The 17,538-nt window shown below is 61.0% G+C and carries 18 protein-coding genes; 9 read left to right on the top strand and 9 right to left on the bottom strand.

All coding sequences use genetic code 11. From position 1 onward, the window contains the following. Nucleotides 1–102 precede the first annotated feature (102 nt). On the top strand, nucleotides 103–888 hold the full coding sequence (locus H281_RS0109350) for an IclR family transcriptional regulator (protein ID WP_020066841.1): 786 nt from the start codon (nucleotides 103–105) through the stop codon (nucleotides 886–888). 42 nt (nucleotides 889–930) lie between these two features. Here H281_RS0109350 and H281_RS0109345 read toward each other — a convergent pair whose 3' ends face one another. The 3 genes from H281_RS0109345 to H281_RS0109335 all read right to left on the bottom strand — a co-directional run bounded on the left by H281_RS0109345 (nucleotide 931) and on the right by H281_RS0109335 (nucleotide 4,945). Then, a complete protein-coding gene (locus tag H281_RS0109345) occupies nucleotides 931–1,998 on the bottom strand; it encodes an SDR family oxidoreductase (protein ID WP_020066840.1) in 1,068 nt (355 codons plus the stop codon). A gap of 224 nt (nucleotides 1,999–2,222) precedes the next feature. Then, the gene (cls, locus tag H281_RS0109340; RefSeq protein WP_027804439.1) at nucleotides 2,223–3,494 is read right to left on the bottom strand and encodes a cardiolipin synthase; all 1,272 of its coding nucleotides are present in this window, start codon (nucleotides 3,492–3,494) and stop codon (nucleotides 2,223–2,225) included. 206 nt (nucleotides 3,495–3,700) lie between these two features. Beyond that, a complete protein-coding gene (locus tag H281_RS0109335; RefSeq protein ID WP_027804438.1) occupies nucleotides 3,701–4,945 on the bottom strand; it encodes an MFS transporter in 1,245 nt (414 codons plus the stop codon). A gap of 165 nt (nucleotides 4,946–5,110) precedes the next feature. Between H281_RS0109335 and H281_RS0109330 the strand changes: the two genes are divergently transcribed. Next, nucleotides 5,111–5,566 carry a winged helix-turn-helix transcriptional regulator gene (locus H281_RS0109330; protein ID WP_020066837.1) on the top strand — a complete coding sequence of 152 codons (456 nt, stop codon included), beginning with the start codon at nucleotides 5,111–5,113 and terminating at the stop codon, nucleotides 5,564–5,566. A gap of 144 nt (nucleotides 5,567–5,710) precedes the next feature. Here the strand turns inward: H281_RS0109330 and H281_RS0109325 are convergent, their stop codons facing one another. After that, the gene (locus tag H281_RS0109325) at nucleotides 5,711–6,592 is read right to left on the bottom strand and encodes an alpha/beta fold hydrolase (RefSeq protein WP_020066836.1); all 882 of its coding nucleotides are present in this window, start codon (nucleotides 6,590–6,592) and stop codon (nucleotides 5,711–5,713) included. 30 nt (nucleotides 6,593–6,622) lie between these two features. After that, on the bottom strand, nucleotides 6,623–7,885 hold the full coding sequence (locus H281_RS0109320) for an MFS transporter (RefSeq protein WP_020066835.1): 1,263 nt from the start codon (nucleotides 7,883–7,885) through the stop codon (nucleotides 6,623–6,625). Between the two features lie 93 nt (nucleotides 7,886–7,978). Between H281_RS0109320 and H281_RS0109315 the strand changes: the two genes are divergently transcribed. From H281_RS0109315 to H281_RS0109295, 5 genes are all read left to right on the top strand, one after another. After that, nucleotides 7,979–8,881, top strand: coding sequence for a LysR family transcriptional regulator (locus H281_RS0109315; RefSeq protein WP_020066834.1), 903 nt, complete (start codon nucleotides 7,979–7,981; stop codon nucleotides 8,879–8,881). Between the two features lie 166 nt (nucleotides 8,882–9,047). Next, entirely contained in the window at nucleotides 9,048–9,587 is a 540-nt protein-coding gene (locus tag H281_RS0109310) for a sigma-70 family RNA polymerase sigma factor (protein WP_020066833.1), read from the top strand. Further along, entirely contained in the window at nucleotides 9,584–10,375 is a 792-nt protein-coding gene (locus H281_RS0109305; RefSeq protein ID WP_241077851.1) for an anti-sigma factor family protein, read from the top strand. Before H281_RS0109310 ends, H281_RS0109305 begins: the two co-directional genes overlap by 4 nt. Nucleotides 10,376–10,675: 300 nt before the next feature. Then, a complete protein-coding gene (locus H281_RS0109300) occupies nucleotides 10,676–11,623 on the top strand; it encodes a metallophosphoesterase family protein (protein ID WP_020066831.1) in 948 nt (315 codons plus the stop codon). 84 nt (nucleotides 11,624–11,707) lie between these two features. Continuing rightward, nucleotides 11,708–12,001 carry a cupredoxin domain-containing protein gene (locus H281_RS0109295; protein WP_227471206.1) on the top strand — a complete coding sequence of 98 codons (294 nt, stop codon included), beginning with the start codon at nucleotides 11,708–11,710 and terminating at the stop codon, nucleotides 11,999–12,001. Between the two features lie 42 nt (nucleotides 12,002–12,043). On the opposite strand, the gene H281_RS0109290 is transcribed toward H281_RS0109295, so the two are convergent. Together H281_RS0109290 and H281_RS0109285 are read right to left on the bottom strand one after the other, a co-directional pair. Then, on the bottom strand, nucleotides 12,044–12,550 hold the full coding sequence (locus H281_RS0109290; RefSeq protein WP_020066829.1) for a GNAT family N-acetyltransferase: 507 nt from the start codon (nucleotides 12,548–12,550) through the stop codon (nucleotides 12,044–12,046). Between the two features lie 81 nt (nucleotides 12,551–12,631). After that, nucleotides 12,632–13,642 (bottom strand): LysR substrate-binding domain-containing protein, encoded by a 1,011-nt coding sequence (locus H281_RS0109285; protein ID WP_020066828.1) that lies wholly within the window; start codon nucleotides 13,640–13,642, stop codon nucleotides 12,632–12,634. Between the two features lie 135 nt (nucleotides 13,643–13,777). Between H281_RS0109285 and H281_RS0109280 the strand changes: the two genes are divergently transcribed. Continuing rightward, nucleotides 13,778–14,992, top strand: a complete 1,215-nt coding sequence (locus H281_RS0109280; protein WP_027804436.1) for an MFS transporter — start codon at nucleotides 13,778–13,780, stop codon at nucleotides 14,990–14,992. Nucleotides 14,993–15,088: 96 nt separating this feature from the next. Continuing rightward, nucleotides 15,089–15,850 carry a glucose 1-dehydrogenase gene (locus H281_RS0109275; RefSeq protein ID WP_020066826.1) on the top strand — a complete coding sequence of 254 codons (762 nt, stop codon included), beginning with the start codon at nucleotides 15,089–15,091 and terminating at the stop codon, nucleotides 15,848–15,850. Between the two features lie 115 nt (nucleotides 15,851–15,965). On the opposite strand, the gene H281_RS0109270 is transcribed toward H281_RS0109275, so the two are convergent. Both H281_RS0109270 and H281_RS0109265 read right to left on the bottom strand, forming a co-directional pair. After that, a complete protein-coding gene (locus H281_RS0109270; RefSeq protein WP_020066825.1) occupies nucleotides 15,966–16,655 on the bottom strand; it encodes a type 1 glutamine amidotransferase domain-containing protein in 690 nt (229 codons plus the stop codon). Nucleotides 16,656–16,760: 105 nt separating this feature from the next. After that, nucleotides 16,761–17,369 carry a TetR/AcrR family transcriptional regulator gene (locus tag H281_RS0109265; protein ID WP_020066824.1) on the bottom strand — a complete coding sequence of 203 codons (609 nt, stop codon included), beginning with the start codon at nucleotides 17,367–17,369 and terminating at the stop codon, nucleotides 16,761–16,763. Between the last annotated feature and the right edge of the window lie 169 nt (nucleotides 17,370–17,538).

Here is a 17,538-nt window from a genome sequence, read left to right as displayed (position 1 = left end):
TGGTAGGTGGGACGCTATTCCAGGGTGGAATTTCGTTTCATATCGTGCAACCATTCGGCTTCACCGCGCTCCGCTGAGGCACGCGGATCTCTGGAGACAGATATGCCCGGCGTCACAGAACGCACCATGGCGGTCCTCGAATTTCTAGCCACGCAGATGGAAGGCACACCGCTCGCATTGATTGCGGGTGAGCTCGATATTCCGCGCAGCGCGTGTCACCGCCTGCTCGTCGATTTGAAGAATTGCGGCTATGTGCGGCAGTTGCGCGAGCACGGCGACTATGTGCTGACAACCAAGCTCGTCGGCTTGGGGTTGGGGTATCTCGCGACCTCGGGGATCGTGGATATTGCACAGACCGTACTGGATCGCCTCGCCGAAAAATCGGGCGAACTGGTGCGGCTTGCAATAGTCGACGGCGACAGACTGACGTGGGTCGCCAAGTCGCAAGGCGCATTGAAGGGCCTGCGCTACGACCCCGACATGGGCATGGACACGATCCTGTCGTGCAGCGCCACCGGCCACGCATGGATGATGACGATGACCGACGAGCGAGCGCTGGAACTCGTCTCGCGGCAAGGCTTCGGGCAGCCCAAGCAGTACGGCCCGAACGCGCCGACGACAATTGCCGGCTTGTTGAAATTCGTTCACGCGGCGCGCGAGCGCGGCTATGCAACCATTAACGAAGTGTTTGCGCCCGGCATGACGGCAATGGCCGCGCCCGTCCTGCGACGCGGTTATCCCGCCATCGGCGTGATCAGCATAGCGGGACCGCTCGTGCGGCTCAACGAGAAGCGCATGGCGAGCCTCGGCCCGACGCTGCTCGCAGCAGCCGCCGAACTGGCTGCCGCGAGCCACGCATCGCCGCTATTCGATCGCGGACGTAACTGACGCAACTGACGTGACCGGCGCGGCCGACTGCCGCGTTTCGCCTCAACGCGGAATGAGCCGCTCTTCTTTGAGCCGGTCGAACAGTTCGAAGAATGCGTCGGGCGTGCTCTGATAATCGAGAAATCCGGCCTTGCGACTCTTCCTCATATCGGTGAGTACTTCCATGGGACGCCCCAGATCGGCGTCCGTGTGCCACCACGACGCGAGCTTGCCGATATCGCTTTCGCGCAGATCGAACTGTGCGGCAATGTCAGCCCATTGCTTGCCCGCATCCTGCATGCGATTTTCAAGCGGACGCACGACGCCGTCGAACGGTGCCGCTTCCACGCCGAAGTATTCCGCCAGTCGCGGCCACAGCCATTTCCAGCGAAACACGTCGCCGTTGACCACGTTGAAGTCTTCATTGCGCGCATTCGGCGAGGTGGCGGCCCATTCCAGATGCCGTGCGAGAAGGCGGGCGTCGGTCATGTCGGTGAGACTCTCCCATTGCGCGGCGGAGCCCGGGAAAACGAACGGCTGATCCGTGTGTTTGCACAGCGTTGCATAGACGGCGAGCGTCATGCCCATGTTCATCGCGTTGCCGATCGCGAAGCCAATGATCGTGTGCGGACGATGCACGCTCCAATTGAAGCCATATTGCGCGGCGGCATCGAAGAGGCGGTCTTCCTGCTCGTAGTAAAAGTTATCGACGCTCTGACGCCCCTGCTCCTCGCGAAAAGGTGTGATGGGCACGGTGCCCTTTGCATAGGCTTCGAACGGGCCGAGATAGTGCTTGAGCCCGGTAACGAGTGCCGCATGCCGCAATGTGCCCGTCGTGCCGAGCGCGTCCAGCACATGCCGCACCATGCCGCCATTCACGCGGATGTTTTGCTGCTCTGTGGCTTGCCGCGCCCAGGCGGTGAAGAACACGTGGGTGAACGCCTTGCCGGCCAGCGCCGCGCTAACGGATTGCGCGGAGGTCAGGTCGGCGGTAATGGCTTCGATGCCGGACGGCACGGCCGTGCGACCGCGCGAGAGGCCCGCCACGTTCCAGCCGGTCGAGCGCAACTGGTTGGCAAGATTGCTGCCGACGATACCGCTTGCGCCGATGATGATTGCGCGTTTTTCCATGAGAGAGATAGCCAGGTAAGTGAATTTCTGTCGATCCGGGCGGGTTCTGCGACCGGCCGTTACCCGGGAATGAAGCGCGTCTCCCGAAAGCCGCGTGAGAAGCCGTCGAACTGCAATGGCTCACGCGGCGCGCCGTTTAAAGCAGCTTGCAGCAAGCCGCGGACCGCGGCATATCCCTTGCCCGCAGGTTGAAGTAAGGCAAGTGAGGCGTGCCGATCCAATCGTCAAAGCTGCGGATCGAGCAGCGCCACTGTGCGTTCCAGCAGTTTCTCGGCGAGCGGACGACGGCGCCAGTCTTCGAGCGTAATGCGTTTCGCGCGAGCGACGTCGTCGTCGAAAATCGCCGTCTGCTGGCGCGCGAAATCGCGATCGTAGATGTTGAGATTGGCTTCGTCGTTGAGTTTGAACGAGCGGCTGTCGAAGTTGGTCGAGCCGACCGACACCAGATACTCGTCTACGACAATCACCTTGCAGTGGTACATGGTCGGCTGGTACTCATACATTTCGACGCCTGCCGCCAGCAGGTCGCCCCAGCAAGCACGCGATGCCTCGCGCACCGTGCGCGTGTCGATGTGCTTGCCCGGCGTGATGACACGCACTCTCACACCGCGCTTCGCGGCCTCGACGATGGCGTTGATCGTCAGCTTGTCGGGCACGAAGTAGGCGCTCGAGAGGTGGATGGAATGCGTCGCGGCGGTGATCGCCATGAGGTACATCAGCTGCATGTCGTCGCTGCCGCCCGAGGGCGAGCTGCTGAACATATGCGCAAGGCCGTCACCGGCAGCGTCGATCTCTGGAAAGTATGGCGAGCCGTGCAGTACATTTCCGGTTGCCTTGACCCAGTTGTCCATGAACACAGCCTGCATCTGTCCGACCGCCGGGCCCGCGACGCGAAAGTGCGTGTCGCGCCAGTGCTTCTCGTCCTGCGCGTGACCGGTCCATTCGTCGGCGATACCCACGCCGCCCGTATAGCCGATGCGTCCGTCGATCACGAGCAGCTTGCGGTGCGTGCGATCGTTCATGCGGCCGAGGCCTGTCCAGTGCGGCTTGTGATACTGGATGACTTCCGCCCCCGACTCGCGCAACATCTCCAGATAGCGCTTATCCATCTTCGACGAGCCGACCCAGTCGAGCAGCACATGCACCGCGACACCCGCACGCGCCTTCTCGGACAATGCATGCGCAACCTTTTCGCCGATAGCGCCAGACCAGTAAATGAAGGTTTCGAAGGTGATGGTGTGCTGCGCCGAGCGTATGCCTTCCATCATCGACGGAAAGATCTCGTCGCCATTTACGAGCACCTGAAATTGATTGCCCCCGACAACGGGCGGCCCGAGCAGCAGCCCCATCGAGCGGGTGAACTGAGGATCGTTGCTCGAGTAAAGCCTTTCGATCTTGTGCTCGATCTTCTTCTCGCCGCTCGTCAGGTTCGCGATGACGAGCACGATGGCGAGCGTTACGGCGACCGTCAGGATGATCAGGGCAATCGTCGGCATGCGCAGCCTCCCGTAGCGGACGTCCGTCCGGAACCATAAGTGTACGGGCGTTTTGAGCAGCGCATGGGTCGGCAAGCCCACCATGTTGCGTCGCCTTTGCTCGCACCGTTCACCGGATCTGGCCGATAGTGGTGAACATGTCGGCGCTCAACGCCGAGTAAATTTGGCCGAGCAGCGACCGGTTGCAAAACGAAAGCCCCAATTATCTAGCGAGACGCAACCTTCGCGAGAACCAGCGTGACAGCCCACAGCACGAACGCGGCCATGCTAAACGCAAAGCCCAGTGCGCAGACGCCGGCCCAACCCGTGCGCGCAAATACGTAGGTAGAAGTTGCCGCGCCCAGACCGCTCCCCGCTGAATAAAAGAGCATGTAGCAACCGACCAGGCGACTTTGTGCTTCGGGCCGAAGCCGGAAGATCATGCTCTGGTTGATGACGTGGACCGCCTGGCCACCCATGTCGAGCAGCACAATGCCCGCGATCAACGCGACCATGCTGTGTTGCATGAAGCCGATAGGTATCCACGACACGAGCAGGCACACGAGCGCCGCGCCGGTAGTCCATTGTCCAAGGCCGCGATCGGCAAGGCGCCCGGCTCTGGCTGCCGCCAACGCCCCGATTGCGCCAACCAGCCCGAAGGCGCCGATCTGCGTATGCGACATCGCAAACGGTGGGGCGCTCAGCGGTAAGACAAGAGCGCTCCAGAAGCTGCTGAATGCCGCGAACATGAGGAGGCCGATCGTGCCTCGAACCTGTAAAACGCGTTCCGACGCAAGCAGGGTAAGCATCGAACGTAGCAATTCTGCGTAGCTCATTTTGACGGGGTTCACGCGCGGCGCGGGCAGTGCGATCCGCAGCGCGATCAGCATGACGATTGTCAGCAGCCCCGATATCAGATAGACGCACCGCCAGCTGAGCAGATCGGTAATGAGGCCCGCGAAGCAGCGAGCTATCAGCAGCCCGATTACCACACCGCTTTGAGCCGCGCCGACCACACGGCCGCGCTCCGATTCGTACGCCAGCGCCGCTGCGTATGCAATGAGTCCTTGCGTCATGGCGGTACCGAGCATTCCGACGCCGACCATGCCGATCATCAGCATGAGCGGCGAGCCCGCGATTCCGGTCATGGTCAATGCGGCGGCGAGCAGTATCAGTTGCACACCGATCAGGCGTTTCCGGTTCACGAGATCGCCGAGCGGGACGAGCAGCAGCAAGGCCATCGCGCAACCTGACTGGGTTGCCGTGATCACTCCGCCGACCGCCGCCTGCTGGATGCCGAAGTCTGCGGCAATCGCGTCGAGCAGCGGTTGCGCGTAATAGACATTGGCGACGCTCATCGCGCAACACATTGCGAGCAGTAGAACCAGCGCTGGCGCTACGGCGTGCTCCGCATGAACCTCGCGTGACCTGGGCCGGTCCGTCACAACGCATTGTGTGCATCCGGAATCCATTTATCGTCCTTTACGCAAACTGAAGCCTAGTTGCAAAATGAAACTGAGTGAAGTGTATTCACGGTTGTTTTAAAATGCAACTGGTTCGGGCGTGAAGGAGTTTTCATCTCTTCGTGTTGCGCGCGTGCTGAACGACAATGGTTTGGTCAACAGGAGGTGTTGCAGATGGCTGCGCGTAAGAGTCTTGCGGATTCGTCGTGCCCGGTGGCACGAGCGATTGATATCGTCGGAGACCGGTGGGCGCTGCTGATCGTGCGTGACGCGTTCGACGGCGTGCGCCGCTTCGGGCAATTCCAGGAGAGCCTGGACATTGCGCGCAACATACTGACCGACCGGCTGCGGCGCCTCGTCGAAGCGGGGGTGCTCGAAGTGGTCGCCGCGTCGGACGGCTCCGCCTATCAGGAGTACATTTTGACGCCGAAGGGCGAAGCGCTCTTTCCGGTAATCGTCACGTTGCGTCAGTGGGGCGAAGGCAACCTGTTCGGACGCGGCGAAAAGCGTTCGCAGTTGATCGACCGTGCAAGTGGAAGGCCGGTGCCTAAGGTGGCACTACGCAGCGCGGATGGAGGCGCGCTGGCGCCGGCTGATACCTTCGTGAAGAAAGTCGCGGCGCGGGTCTAGCAACTGACTATACCGATGGGTGCGGCGACGATAGTTGCGCAGGGTGCCTCACTGACGCGAAATGAATTCGACATGTACAGGTAGCGAAAAAAATGCTCAACACGTCGAGCCGCGACACCGTTGCACCCTCTCGCAAAGTCGCCGTCACGCTGTTCGATGCACTCGCCGCAGAAAGTCCAGCGTCAGCGCGGCGATCTCATCACTCGCCTCCTCAAGCGCGAAGTGGCCCGCATCGAGCACATGCACTTCCGCGTCAGGAACGTCGCGCTGGTAAGCATGCGCGCCCGACACCGTGAACGACGGATCGTATTTGCCCCACGTCACGAGCGTCGGCGGCTGGTGCTCGCGCAACCAGGCCTGCCAGCGCGGATAGGATTCCAGATTCGTGCGGTAATCGTAGAAGAGATCGGTCTGGATCGCGGCCTGCCCGGGGCGCGCCAGAAAGTGTTGCTCGTCGTGCCAGTTGTCCGGATCGTAGCGTTGCGGATCGGGGCTCGTGCCCACGTGACGCAGCTTCAACGCGTCCGGCGACGCGAGATTGAGCCATAAGCGCTCTTCGTGCTGGGCGCGGTCTTTCCAGAACGCTTTGCGCGTTTCCCACAACGGTCCGAGTCCCTCCTCATGCGCGACCGCGTTCTGGACCACAATGCCGGTCACTTTCTCGGGTCTCGCCATTGCAAGACGGAATCCCACCGGGCCACCGTAGTCGGCCATAAAGAGTACATAACGATCGAGCTTTAGCGCGTCGGTGAACTGTTCCATGGACCGTGCGAGATTGTCGAACGTGTACGTGTAGCGATCCGGCGAGGGCGCTTCGCTGTTGCCGAAGCCCGGATAGTCCGGTGCGACCAGATGAAACTCGCGCGCGAGGAACGGCATCAGCGGATCGTACATTCGCGACGATGACGGAAAGCCATGCAGCAGCAGAACAGTCGGCGCATCTTTCGGGCCGGCCTCGCGGTAGAAAATATCGACGCCATCGATGCTCACGGTCGGATAGCGGAAGGTACGGCGGGTTGCGTCCATGGTGGGGTCCTCCGGTTTAGGAATGCAGTTTCACGTCCGGTGCTCGCTTGCAGGTTGTGCAGGTTGTGCAGGCGGTGCGGTTTGCGCGGATGCACGCGTCTGCAGAACATGCAGCGCCCCGGCCGCCGTCGCGAACAGGGCGGCGGCGACACACACGCCTGTCCAGTGTCCATGAGCCCACGCCGGTCCCGCGAGCAACGCACCGACTGCGCTGCCGACGAAAAAGAGTCCAGTGAAGAGGCCGTTCACTCGACCGCGCACATGCGGATTGAGCAGGTTGACCGCCCGGCGCCCCAGCGCCTGATCGCCGATCACGCCGAGATCGAGCAGAAGTGCAGCGACGACTAGCAGCGTGAGCGAAGCGGCAGGAGGCAAGTGGTCGCTGCCTCCAATTAGCGCGATGCCGGCCGCGAGCACGACGATCGTGTGGAAGGCGATCGTGCTTTGCCGGTCGAAACCTCGATCGCCGAGGCGGCCCGCAACTGGCGCGATGATCGTGCTGCCCGCGCCGGCCAGCGCGAACAGGCCGATGCCGGTGTGGCCGAGGCGGAGCGGCGCGCTTGCGAGCTTCAGTGCGACGCTGGTCCAGAACAGGTTGAACGACACCATCAGCAAGCCTTGATAAAGCGCGCGGCGCCGCAGCACCGGCTCGTCGCGGATCAGATCTAGCAGCGAGCCAATCAGCGCCGCATACGAGCTACGGTGCGCCGGACGCCGTTCCGGCACATGCGTCCAGAGCCACGCGGTCATCGCGGCGAGCGCGACGGCGTCGATCGCATAGTAGCTGCGCCAGCCGAGCGCGCCGGCGATCAGACTCGCTGCCGGCCGCGACAGCAGCACGCCGAGCATCAGCCCGCTCATCACGTCGCCGACCACCCGGCCGCGGTCCGCCTCCGGCGCCTGCATGGCGACTACCGGCACAAGCATCTGGATTGCGCTCGACGTCAAGCCGACGAAGAACGACGCGACCAGAAACGCTACCGGCTCGCGAGCGGCGGCGACCACAGCCAACGACAGCACCTGTGCGCCGAGTGTCGCGATGATGAGCCGGCGGTTCGGCAACAGATCGACGAGCGGCACCAGAAGCAGGAGCCCGGCGGAGTAGCCGGCGAGCGTAAGCATGGTCACAAGGTTAGCCCACGGACCGAGTCCTATCGAGGTGGCGAGATCGTTGACCAATCCCTGCGACGCGTACAGACCCAGTACCGCAATGCCGACGGCGATCGCATAAGGTCGCGTGGGAATGCGTGCCGACGCGGCGACATCGGATGGATTCGGTTCATTCGCTGACATGGACATGCGCTCCGGCAAAAACCATGTTCTGAATGCTACCTGCGCATTCTTGATAGATAATCAGGCTGCCAACTGACTCTTCCTCCCGTAAAAATGGATAATGGATCGTTACGCGATCTCGAAACCTTCGTCGCGATCGCGGAAGAGGGCAACCTGACCGCCGCCGCACGAAGGCTCGACAAGTCGTTACAGGCGGTCAGCCGCTCGCTGCAGGTGCTGGAGCGCGAGGCGGGCACGCTGCTCGTTGCGCGTACCACCCGTCAGTGCCGGCTTACCACTGCAGGCGAGAAGTTTTACGCGCGCATCAAGCAGGTGCTCGGCGATCTGGCAATGGCGCGCGCGGAACTTGCCGACTACGCGACGACCGTGTCGGGGCGTCTGCACATCTGCGGTCCGACGCTGTTCGGTCCGCGCTATATCGCGCCGCTGCTGGCGGCGTTTCTCGCGCGTTATCCTGAACTCACGGCGTCGCTGGATCTTTCCGAGGAGTACGACGACCCTGCGACGACCGGTGCGGACGTCACAATCCGCATCGGTGAGACGCCTGACTCGAATCTGATTGCGCGGCGGCTGGGCACGATCCGTCGCGTGACGTTTGCGTCGCCTGCCTATCTGGAAGCGCGCGGGCGTCCCTTGCGGCCTGCGGATCTGAAGCAGCACGATTGCGTGGTGCGTTCGGCGCTACCCGACGCCTCGCTGTGGCGTTACCGCAGCAAACGCGGCGAGGACGAGTCTGTGCAAGTGCGCGGCCGCTTCGAAAGCAACAGCACGGCAGCGCTGAACGACGCGGTGGCGAGCGGTCTCGGTATCGGCCGGGCCGCGTACTGGCAGATCGGTGAACTGGTGCAGCAGCGCCGGGTGGAACTTGTTCTGACCGACTATGAACTGTCGCCGCTGCCGTTGCAGGCACTGTGGCTGCCCACGCGGCATCTGCCCGCGCGCACGCGTCTGTTCGTGGAGTTTCTGGCGGCGCGGTTGCAAAGCGTCGCCTTATAGTAAGGCGGCGGTCGGGCAATCAGCGTTGCGCCTTTTGCCTTTTGCGGCCGTTAGGCTAGTCTCGTACGAGCGCCAGATGGATTTTGCACTTCGGGAATAAAAATGACACGCCGGCAGTCTGCTGTTGGTCGGTCACACTTTGCCGTTACAGCAGGGATTCCGAGAGATGGCCGATCCGATTACCGTGCAGCGCTTCGAGAAGCTCGTGTTAGTTCATATGAATTCGGCCTTCAACGTTGCGCGTTGGCTCACGCATAACGACCAGGATGCACAGGATGTGGTCCAGGAGGCGTACCTTCGCGCGTTCAGGTTCTTTGGCGGGTTCCGCGGGGACGACGCGCGCGCGTGGCTATTGAGCATCGTGCGGAACACGTTCTACACGTGGTATCTCCAGAACCGGAGTCACTCGGCGGACACCACGATGTTCGAGGAAGAAATGCATAGCCTCGAAACCGGCGCGACTGACCGTGACGATGGCCCGGAAACTGTGTTGATCCGCAGTCAAAGCCGGAAACGGGTGCACAAAGCATTGCAGAGTCTGAGCCTGGAGTACCGCGAAGTGATCGTGCTGCGCGAACTGGAAGATTTGTCGTACAAGGAAATTGCGGCCATCGTGGGCATTCCGATGGGCACTGTGATGTCTCGCCTCGGACGCGGGCGCCGGCAACTCGCATTACTGCTCGCACCGACGGATGAGGAGGCATGATGGATCACGAACAGGCGTTGCAATTACTGCCGGGCTATATCGACGAGGAACTGAGCCTGTCGGAGGCGCTTGATTTCGAACGCCACCTCGCAACCTGCGAGGAATGCCGACAGATTTACGACCAGGATCGTCAGGTCAATGCGCAACTCCGGCAGGCCGATTTACGCATGGATGCACCGCCGGAGCTGGTGAAACGGATCAAGGCTGCGCTGCCGGGGCGGCCTACGCTCTGGCAACGGCTGCATGAGCGGTTCGGCGGGCCGTCCGCGGGCCGGTCGCTGGGTTGGTCACCGGTTGGCGCGATGGCGTTGAGCGTTGTCGCGCTGGTGGCAGGCGCGAGCCTGTTCATTGCGGCGCCCTCCGGCGAGACGCGCCTGACGGAGGAACTCGTCGACAGTCATGTTCGCTCATTGCAGGTCAACCACCTTTCCGACGTGATCTCAACGGACCGGCATACGGTTAAGCCGTGGTTCGACGGGAAACTCGATTTTGCGCCGCCAGTAGTCGACCTCGCGCAGCAGGGATATCCGCTGATCGGTGGCCGGCTCGACTATCTGAATGGCCGCTCCGTTGCGGTGATGGTGTATCGCTACAAGTTGCACCCAGTGAATCTTTACGTGTGGCCAGGTAACGATGCAGGCGCACCGCCGCCGCGCATCTACGAGGAGAAGGGTTATCACGTCGCCCACTGGAGCGTCGGGGGAATGAATTACTGGGCGATCACCGACGCTGGTCAAGCGGAACTGAACGGTTTCGTAACGACTCTGCTTGCGCATCCCGCTTCGTAGTCGCAGCGCTGCACGCGCAATGTAAGTGCAGCGGTGCGATCGCAACCCGGCCATTGCGTTGTTACGCCGGTCGTCGTGAACATTCCAAAACGCGCGGCGTCAATGTGTCCGGATTAATTCGGCATGCTAAGCAGTGTGGCGTACATTCGGCCTCTGCTATGCAATGACGTGCTGAACCGTGGTGTCGAAATGCAACTCAGCGACCACCATGGAATAAATCGGATTCCACTGCAGTCTACTCACTGAACGCAGCCGGCTGGTCCAGCCGCCTGCCTCATCAATATCCATTGTGAGGTGAATATGTCGTCAGATCATCCGTCCGATCCGTCGCGCCGGGGCGTACTCAAATGTCTCGCATTCGGTGGCGTGGGCACCGTGTTTGTATTAACCGGCGGTGTTCTGTCGCCGGTGGATTTGGCCCTTGCGGCCACACCCAAAGACGCTTCAGCAGGTTCGGGAGGCGTCCCGCTCTTCCTGCAGATCAGCGACTCTCACATCGGCTTCAAGAAGGAAGCGAATCCCGACGTCGCGGGCACGCTCAAGCAAACGATCGACTTTGTCAACGCGATGCCCGTTAAACCGGCGCTGACGATTCATACCGGTGACATCACGCATCTTTCGAAGCCCGAGGAGTTCGACCTCGCAGCGCAACTGATGTCGGGCCTCAGCATCACCGAATTGCACACCGTGCCGGGCGAGCATGATGTTACCGATGGACCCGGCGCAGAGTACTTCAAACGTTTCGGTCAAGCGTCGGATAACAAGGGTTACTACAGCTTCGACCACAGTGGCGTGCATTTCGTCGGTCTCGTCAACGTCATGCACTTCAAGGCTAATGGTTTGGGAAATCTGGGCGATGAACAGCTCGAGTGGCTGGAGAAAGATCTCAAGGGCCGCTCTTCCAGCACGCCGATCGTTGTCTTCGCGCACATGCCGATGTGGACGATCTACGAACCGTGGGGTTGGGGTACTGGCGATGCGGGACAGGCCATGAGTTACCTGAAGCGCTTCGGCTCGGTAACCGTGCTAAACGGCCATATCCATCAGATCGTATCGAAGGTGGAAGGCAACGTGACTTTCCATACCGCTCGCTCGACAGCCTATCCGCAGCCAACGGCTGGAAACGGGCCGGGTCCCGGGCCGCTTACGGTGTCCAGTGCGGAACTCCCGCGGATGCTGGGCGTAACGAGCGTCAAGATCATGAGGCATCCAGCGAGAGCTACGCTCGCCGATACGACGCTCGTCTGACTGAAGACCATGCCTATCAACGAGGACCCCATCATGCAAACGACTACTTTTCGCTACGCCTTTGTTATCGGTGTTGGAGTGGCGATGCTCATCGCAATGTGCGTTATGTCCGCCGTCGTGCTAGCTCAGCAGCCCAACGCTGTTGTCATCAAAGATTTTATGTTCTCGCCGATGTCGCTAACGGTCAAAGCCGGGGCGACCGTGACCTGGAAAAACCTTGATAGCGAACCGCACGTGGTCGTCAACGATGCGGGTCTCTTCCGCTCGGCCGCGCTTGATCAGAACGACACTTATCAGTTCAAGTTCGATAAGCCCGGAGTCTATAAGATCTTCTGCAGCATACATCCGAATATGAAGGAGACGATCACTGTGCAGTGAAGCAGTTCGGCTAGAAGGGCGGGCGCTGAAATACCACTGAGTTCATCCGCCAAAATGAAGTGACATGTGTAGCTCGTCGTACATGCGTCCGTCGACCATCAAGGAGTTGTGCTCGCGCCCGAACTGCTCGAAGCCGAGCGACGTATAAAGGCGAATTGCCGCCGGGTTGTTTGCGTTCACGGTCAGGTTCACCTGTGTGATGTCAGGGATAGACCGCGCGAACGTAAGCACCTCGGCGACGAGCCTTTTGCTCACGCCTAAGCCCCTCATGTCGGGCGCGACATACACGCCCCACACATAAGCCTTGTGGTTGAGCTTTCGCCGGTTCTCGCGTCCAAGTCCAGCTATTCCTACTAGACGCGAGCCTTCAAAAGCACCGAATACTCCGCGGTCGTTGCGCGTCGCCAGCTGAGCTTCGATGACTTCAGCCGAACGGTCCACTTCCTCTTCGTAGCTCGACGCGAAAGACGTGGGTGCTTCTCTGAGTCCGCAGAGACGGAGCGAGTGAAACGAAGGGGCGTCTTGCGTGCCAAGTAGGCGTACGAGCATTTTGGCGGATCCTTTTGTCGCTGCTTTTGTCGCAGATTGATTGATTGACGATGATGTCACGTGCAACAACCATCGCCACAACTAACGTCGCGATGACTCCGCGAGCGGCTTACTGCGACGAGTCTTTCGCGCACGTTCTTTAGTACCCGGCTCTGCCGGATTCTGCGCGGCCGCCGTCACGATCCACTTCTTGAACGCAACGACCGCGTCATCGTTCGCGCGGTCCTTGTTCACGACCAATGTGTAATCGGGTCCACGCCCAGCCGGCTCTGTTATAGGGCACACGAGACGCCCTGTTGCGATCTCGCGCTCGATGAGCGGCAGCGATGCCAACGTTACTCCCAGGCCTTCAGCGGCTGCGCCCAGTTGGAGAAAAACATGGTCGAAGTCGAGATGGCGCGCACTCTGCAGGCCTGGTGCGCCAGCGTCCCGTAACCAGTCGGACCAGGCTGTGCGAGTGCTTGTAGAGTGAAGGAGCGTGTGATTTCGCAGATCGGCGACCGTCCTGATCGGATGGGTTTTCAGCACCGCTGGACTGCAGGCGGGCAGACGCAAATCGGGCATCAGCGTTGTTGACGTGAGGCCCGCTGCGTCCTCGGGCCCCGAGCGCACACCGACGTCGAAGGCGTCGCCGACATAGCGCAACTTGCGTGAGGTCGTCGACAGACGAACTTCAATGTCCGGGTAGTGCGCCTGGAAATCTGCCAGCCGCGGTATAAGCCAGCACAAAGCGAAGCTCGCCAGCGTATTCACGCGTACAACACCCGCTATGCGACGCGTAGTGGATTTGTGGCGCAAGCGGGTGACCGAACTGCTCAGACGTGCAAACGCACCTTCGACATCGTTCAGGAGAGCCGCGCCCTGGTCGGTAGGAACGACGCCGCGAGATCGGCGCTCAAAGAGCGGAACGCCGAACCAGTCTTCCAGCAACCGGATCTGTTTGCCGACTGCCCAATGCGTGACGTGCAGGTCGTTCGCTGCGGCGGCGAAACTCCCAAGGCGCGCGACCGCCTCGAAGTGCCGTAACGCATTCAATGGCGGCAACATCTCCGCTTCTCTCTCGCGTTTCTCTGTGCGTTTCTGAGTGCCCATGTGGTGACTTTTTCTCCCGTCTACCCCAATTTTACGTCAGTTGTGGCACGTTCTGAGCGAACCTAGACTAGGGTCTTCTGTAACCAAACGCGCCGGCTGTCGCGATGGCCCGCGGTTGCGCCATTTCATTGGACTATGGGACTTTTCTCTTTCTCCTCCCCGACGACAGACGTGACTGACGGACCCGGTCAGTCGAGTTCCGTTTCACGCGCGCGCGTATTGTGGCTGTCATGCACGGCGCACGCGCTGCACGACGGTTACACCGACATGATCTACGCGTTGCTGCCGGTTTGGCAGACGGAGTTCGGACTCAGTTACGGCGCCCTGGCAATTTTGCGCGGCGTCTACGCGGGTACGATGGCGACGCTGCAATTGCCCGCTGGACGCCTCGCGCGCAAATTCGGCACACGCGCGACGCTTGCGGTCGGCACGCTTCTCGCCGCGCTGGGCTATGCCGCTGCGGGCATATCTGGAACTCTGCTCGGCTTATGTGTCGCGCTCGCCATCTCCGGCAGTGGCTCGAGCACGCAGCATCCGCTGGCTTCGGGAGCAGTCTCGCGTGTATATGGACGCAACGCCCGAGGGCCGCTCAGCATCTACAATTTTTCGGGCGACCTCGGAAAATCCGCGCTTCCAGCGGCTATCTCGCTTCTCATTACCGTCATGCCGTGGCGCCATGCGCTTTGGGCCGTGTCGATCGTCGGCGTTTTAGTCGCGGCAGTGATTGCACTTTTTCTCCCATCGATACCGCGTGGCGATTCGTCCATGCAGAAAGCATCGAGGCAGCACAGCAACGACTCGCGATCCGGCTTCTCGCTGCTCTTCACGATCGGCGTGCTCGACACAGCCGTGCGGATGGGCTTATTGACCTTCCTGCCCTTTCTCCTGAAAACGAAGGGCATTTCGCAATCGATGACGGGTACAGCACTCGCGCTCGTCTTCATCGGTGGCGCCGCGGGCAAGTTCCTTTGTGGCTGGCTCGGCGCTCGCGTGGGCGTAATCGGTACCGTCTTCGCTACCGAAGGCGGTACGGCCGCGTTGATCCTTGCAGTGATTTACCTTCCCTTGACGCCTGCTATGGTCTTATTGCCGCTACTTGGCGCGATGCTCAACGGGACGTCGTCTGTTCTTTACGGCACGGTGCCCGAGTTGACTTCGGTCGATCGCACCGAGAGGGCGTTTGCGCTTTTCTATACCGGCACCATCGCGTCGGGAGCGCTCTCTCCGGTCGTGTATGGATTTCTCGGCGATCAAATCGGTGTGCACGGCGCCACTATTGCGACTGCCGCCACGGCGCTGACGGTTTTGCCGTTGGCGCTTGCACTTCGGCCGCATCTGCGCACCACGTGAGTTCGTTCGCGACTCACGCAGGCTCCTACTCAATCGCTCGCATCGGTTCTATTTCGGCCCAAACCAATATCTCGACATCATATGGAGGTTCGCTCGATGAACACTGTTTCGCAGGCTCCGCTAATTCTGATAACGGGCGGAGGCCGTGGCGTAGGCGCGGCGACTGCGCGGCTTGCTGCCGCACAGGGTTACGATGTAGCGATCAGTTTTGTTTCCGATGAATCGGCCGCCCATGCCGTGGCGGCCGATGTCGAAGCTGTCGGTCGCCGGGCTTTAGCAGTGCGTGCAGATAGCGCCGATCCTGAGCAGGTCGCCCAGCTATTTGCCGCGATTGACCAGAAGTTCGGCCGGATCGATGTACTGGTGAACAACGCCGCGATAATTGCGCAGCAGTCCGCGCTGGAAAATCTCGAATTCGCTCGGATGCAGCGCATCTTCGCCGTCAACGCGATAGGTCCGATCCTTTGTGCGCAACAGGCGGTGAAGCGCATGTCGTATCGTTACAAAGGGCGCGGAGGTGTTGTGATCAACGTTTCATCGGCATCGGCCAGGCTTGGCAGTCCGAACGAATATGTGGACTACGCTGCATCGAAGGGTGCCGTCGAGACATTCACTACCGGATTCGCCAAGGAAGTCGCGCGGGACGGGATACGCGTCAACTGTATTCGCCCCGGGCACATCTACACTGACATGCATGCTAGCGGCGGCGAGCCTGGACGAGTCGATCGCGTCAAAGACTCGATTCCGATGGGAAGAGGCGGCCAGCCCGAGGAAGTTGCGCGGGCAATCCTATGGCTCGCAAGCGAAGAGGCTTCTTTCATCACGGGCACCTTCCTCGATGTCACTGGCGGCAAGTGACATCGGGGTGTCGCCCGCGATACCCGTGGTCGCGCGCCTGCGACAAGCTGCATAAGCTGCCACAAGCGGCCATACGGCAGCCATGTGACAGCCTGCGCTGGCGAGTCCGCGTTTGTCACTGCGCGCGAAGTGCCGGGTGCTTCATCAAAGTCGCGGCTGCGGACGACGACGAAGCAGGGTTCTGACCGGTAATCAGAAGGCCGTCGGTGACGACGTACGGCGCCCAGTCGTCGGACTTCGAATAAATGCCGCCCCGCGCCTTCAGTTCGTCTTCCACGAGGAACGGCACGATCTCGGTCAGCCCCACCGCGGCTTCCTCGGAATTCGTGAAGCCCGTGACCTGCTTGCCCTCGACCAGCGGCTTGCCGTCCGGCGTGGTGACATGGCGCAGCACACCCGGAGCGTGGCAGACAAGCGCAACGGGCTTGCCGGCCGCGATGAACGACTGGATCAATTCGATGGAATGCCGGTCTTCCGCGAGATCCCACAATGGCCCGTGACCGCCGGGATAGAAGACCGTGTCGAACTGCGCCTGCGAAACACTGTCGAGGCGAACCGTGGCCGCAAGCTGTGCCTTTGCGGCTTCGTCGGCCTCGAAGCGACGGGTCGCATCGGTCTGATTGGCCGGCTCGTTGCTCTTTGGATCGAGCGGCGGCTGGCCGCCTTTCGGCGACGCAAGCACGATCTCCGCGCCCGCGTCCTTGAACGCGTAGTAGGGCGCTGCCAGTTCTTCGAGCCAGAATCCCGTCTTGCGGCCTGTGTTGCCCAATTGATCGTGCGAGGTCAGAACCATCAGTACTTTCATGTTGTTGCTCCTTCAAATGGGACGGTTAGTCTGCTATCTAGTAGACCAGTCGTCTAGTAAAAAGCGGTGAGAAAGGTATTTCATAAAGTGCCGCGTATCTGCTTTCTAGCCGGAAACTGGGTGAAGCATCAACCGGGTGCTCGCCATGGCAGTCTCGAACGGCTGCAGATTGCGCACGATCTTGACCATCACGCTCGCGCCCAGCCACAGCTGATAGAGACTTTGCGCGACGTTCGACGGGTCTTCGCTGACCGACAGGGAGCCTTCCTTCACGCCGGCCTGAATAGCGCGCGCCAACCGTTCGACGATGCCCGACGTGCCGCGTTTGAGCGTGGCGCGCATGGCCTCGGACATGTCCGCAACCTCCGCGCCGAGCTTCACGGCGAGACACTTGCCCTGACAGTCGGAGAATGACTGAGTCTCCTGCCAGATCTGCCAGTAATTCATCAGGCGCTGCGCCATCGTCAAACCGGGCTCGCCCAGCGTATTGTCCAGGTCAGCCAGGTATTCGTCGAAGTAGCTTTCGAGCAGTGCCACGCCAAACGCGTCTTTCGAACCGAAGTAGTGATAAAACGAGCCCTTCGGCACGCCCGCGGCGGACAGGATCTCGTTCAGCCCCACGGCTGAAAAACCTTTCGCGCCGATGATTCGCTGCCCGACGGCGATGATGTTGTCGCGGGTGTCAGCCGACTCGGTGATGTTTGCGGTAGCCATGTGCGGACTATATAGGCTAGTAGACCAGTCGTCTACAAATATTTGCATCGATGGGAATTGCGTGCAGCCCGCGTCCCGACCGGGAAGGATGTCCTCTCGCCCATAGCGCGAAACGCCATAAAACGTTCGTTGCGCCGGCTCTATGGGCCACCTACTATTCAGTCTCAAT

It is taken from the genome of Paraburkholderia caledonica (assembly GCF_000383275.1).
In the GTDB taxonomy this organism is placed as follows: Bacteria; Pseudomonadota; Gammaproteobacteria; order Burkholderiales; family Burkholderiaceae; genus Paraburkholderia; species Paraburkholderia caledonica.
Note: the sequence above shows the minus strand (reverse complement) of the source record. Positions and strands in the feature narration are given on the sequence as shown.

What these genes read in the sequence shown, in the direction of transcription:
- H281_RS0109350 (WP_020066841.1), top strand. Translation starts at nt 103, where the DNA reads ATGCCCGGCGTCACAGAACGCACCATGGCGGTCCTCGAATTTCTAGCC.
- H281_RS0109345 (WP_020066840.1), bottom strand. Translation starts at nt 1,998, where the DNA reads ATGGAAAAACGCGCAATCATCATCGGCGCAAGCGGTATCGTCGGCAGC.
- cls (WP_027804439.1), bottom strand. Translation starts at nt 3,494, where the DNA reads ATGCCGACGATTGCCCTGATCATCCTGACGGTCGCCGTAACGCTCGCC.
- H281_RS0109335 (WP_027804438.1), bottom strand. Translation starts at nt 4,945, where the DNA reads ATGGATTCCGGATGCACACAATGCGTTGTGACGGACCGGCCCAGGTCA.
- H281_RS0109330 (WP_020066837.1), top strand. Translation starts at nt 5,111, where the DNA reads ATGGCTGCGCGTAAGAGTCTTGCGGATTCGTCGTGCCCGGTGGCACGA.
- H281_RS0109325 (WP_020066836.1), bottom strand. Translation starts at nt 6,592, where the DNA reads ATGGACGCAACCCGCCGTACCTTCCGCTATCCGACCGTGAGCATCGAT.
- H281_RS0109320 (WP_020066835.1), bottom strand. Translation starts at nt 7,885, where the DNA reads ATGTCAGCGAATGAACCGAATCCATCCGATGTCGCCGCGTCGGCACGC.
- H281_RS0109315 (WP_020066834.1), top strand. Translation starts at nt 7,979, where the DNA reads ATGGATAATGGATCGTTACGCGATCTCGAAACCTTCGTCGCGATCGCG.
- H281_RS0109310 (WP_020066833.1), top strand. Translation starts at nt 9,048, where the DNA reads ATGGCCGATCCGATTACCGTGCAGCGCTTCGAGAAGCTCGTGTTAGTT.
- H281_RS0109305 (WP_241077851.1), top strand. Translation starts at nt 9,584, where the DNA reads ATGATGGATCACGAACAGGCGTTGCAATTACTGCCGGGCTATATCGAC.
- H281_RS0109300 (WP_020066831.1), top strand. Translation starts at nt 10,676, where the DNA reads ATGTCGTCAGATCATCCGTCCGATCCGTCGCGCCGGGGCGTACTCAAA.
- H281_RS0109295 (WP_227471206.1), top strand. Translation starts at nt 11,708, where the DNA reads ATGCTCATCGCAATGTGCGTTATGTCCGCCGTCGTGCTAGCTCAGCAG.
- H281_RS0109290 (WP_020066829.1), bottom strand. Translation starts at nt 12,550, where the DNA reads ATGCTCGTACGCCTACTTGGCACGCAAGACGCCCCTTCGTTTCACTCG.
- H281_RS0109285 (WP_020066828.1), bottom strand. Translation starts at nt 13,642, where the DNA reads ATGGGCACTCAGAAACGCACAGAGAAACGCGAGAGAGAAGCGGAGATG.
- H281_RS0109280 (WP_027804436.1), top strand. Translation starts at nt 13,778, where the DNA reads ATGGGACTTTTCTCTTTCTCCTCCCCGACGACAGACGTGACTGACGGA.
- H281_RS0109275 (WP_020066826.1), top strand. Translation starts at nt 15,089, where the DNA reads ATGAACACTGTTTCGCAGGCTCCGCTAATTCTGATAACGGGCGGAGGC.
- H281_RS0109270 (WP_020066825.1), bottom strand. Translation starts at nt 16,655, where the DNA reads ATGAAAGTACTGATGGTTCTGACCTCGCACGATCAATTGGGCAACACA.
- H281_RS0109265 (WP_020066824.1), bottom strand. Translation starts at nt 17,369, where the DNA reads ATGGCTACCGCAAACATCACCGAGTCGGCTGACACCCGCGACAACATC.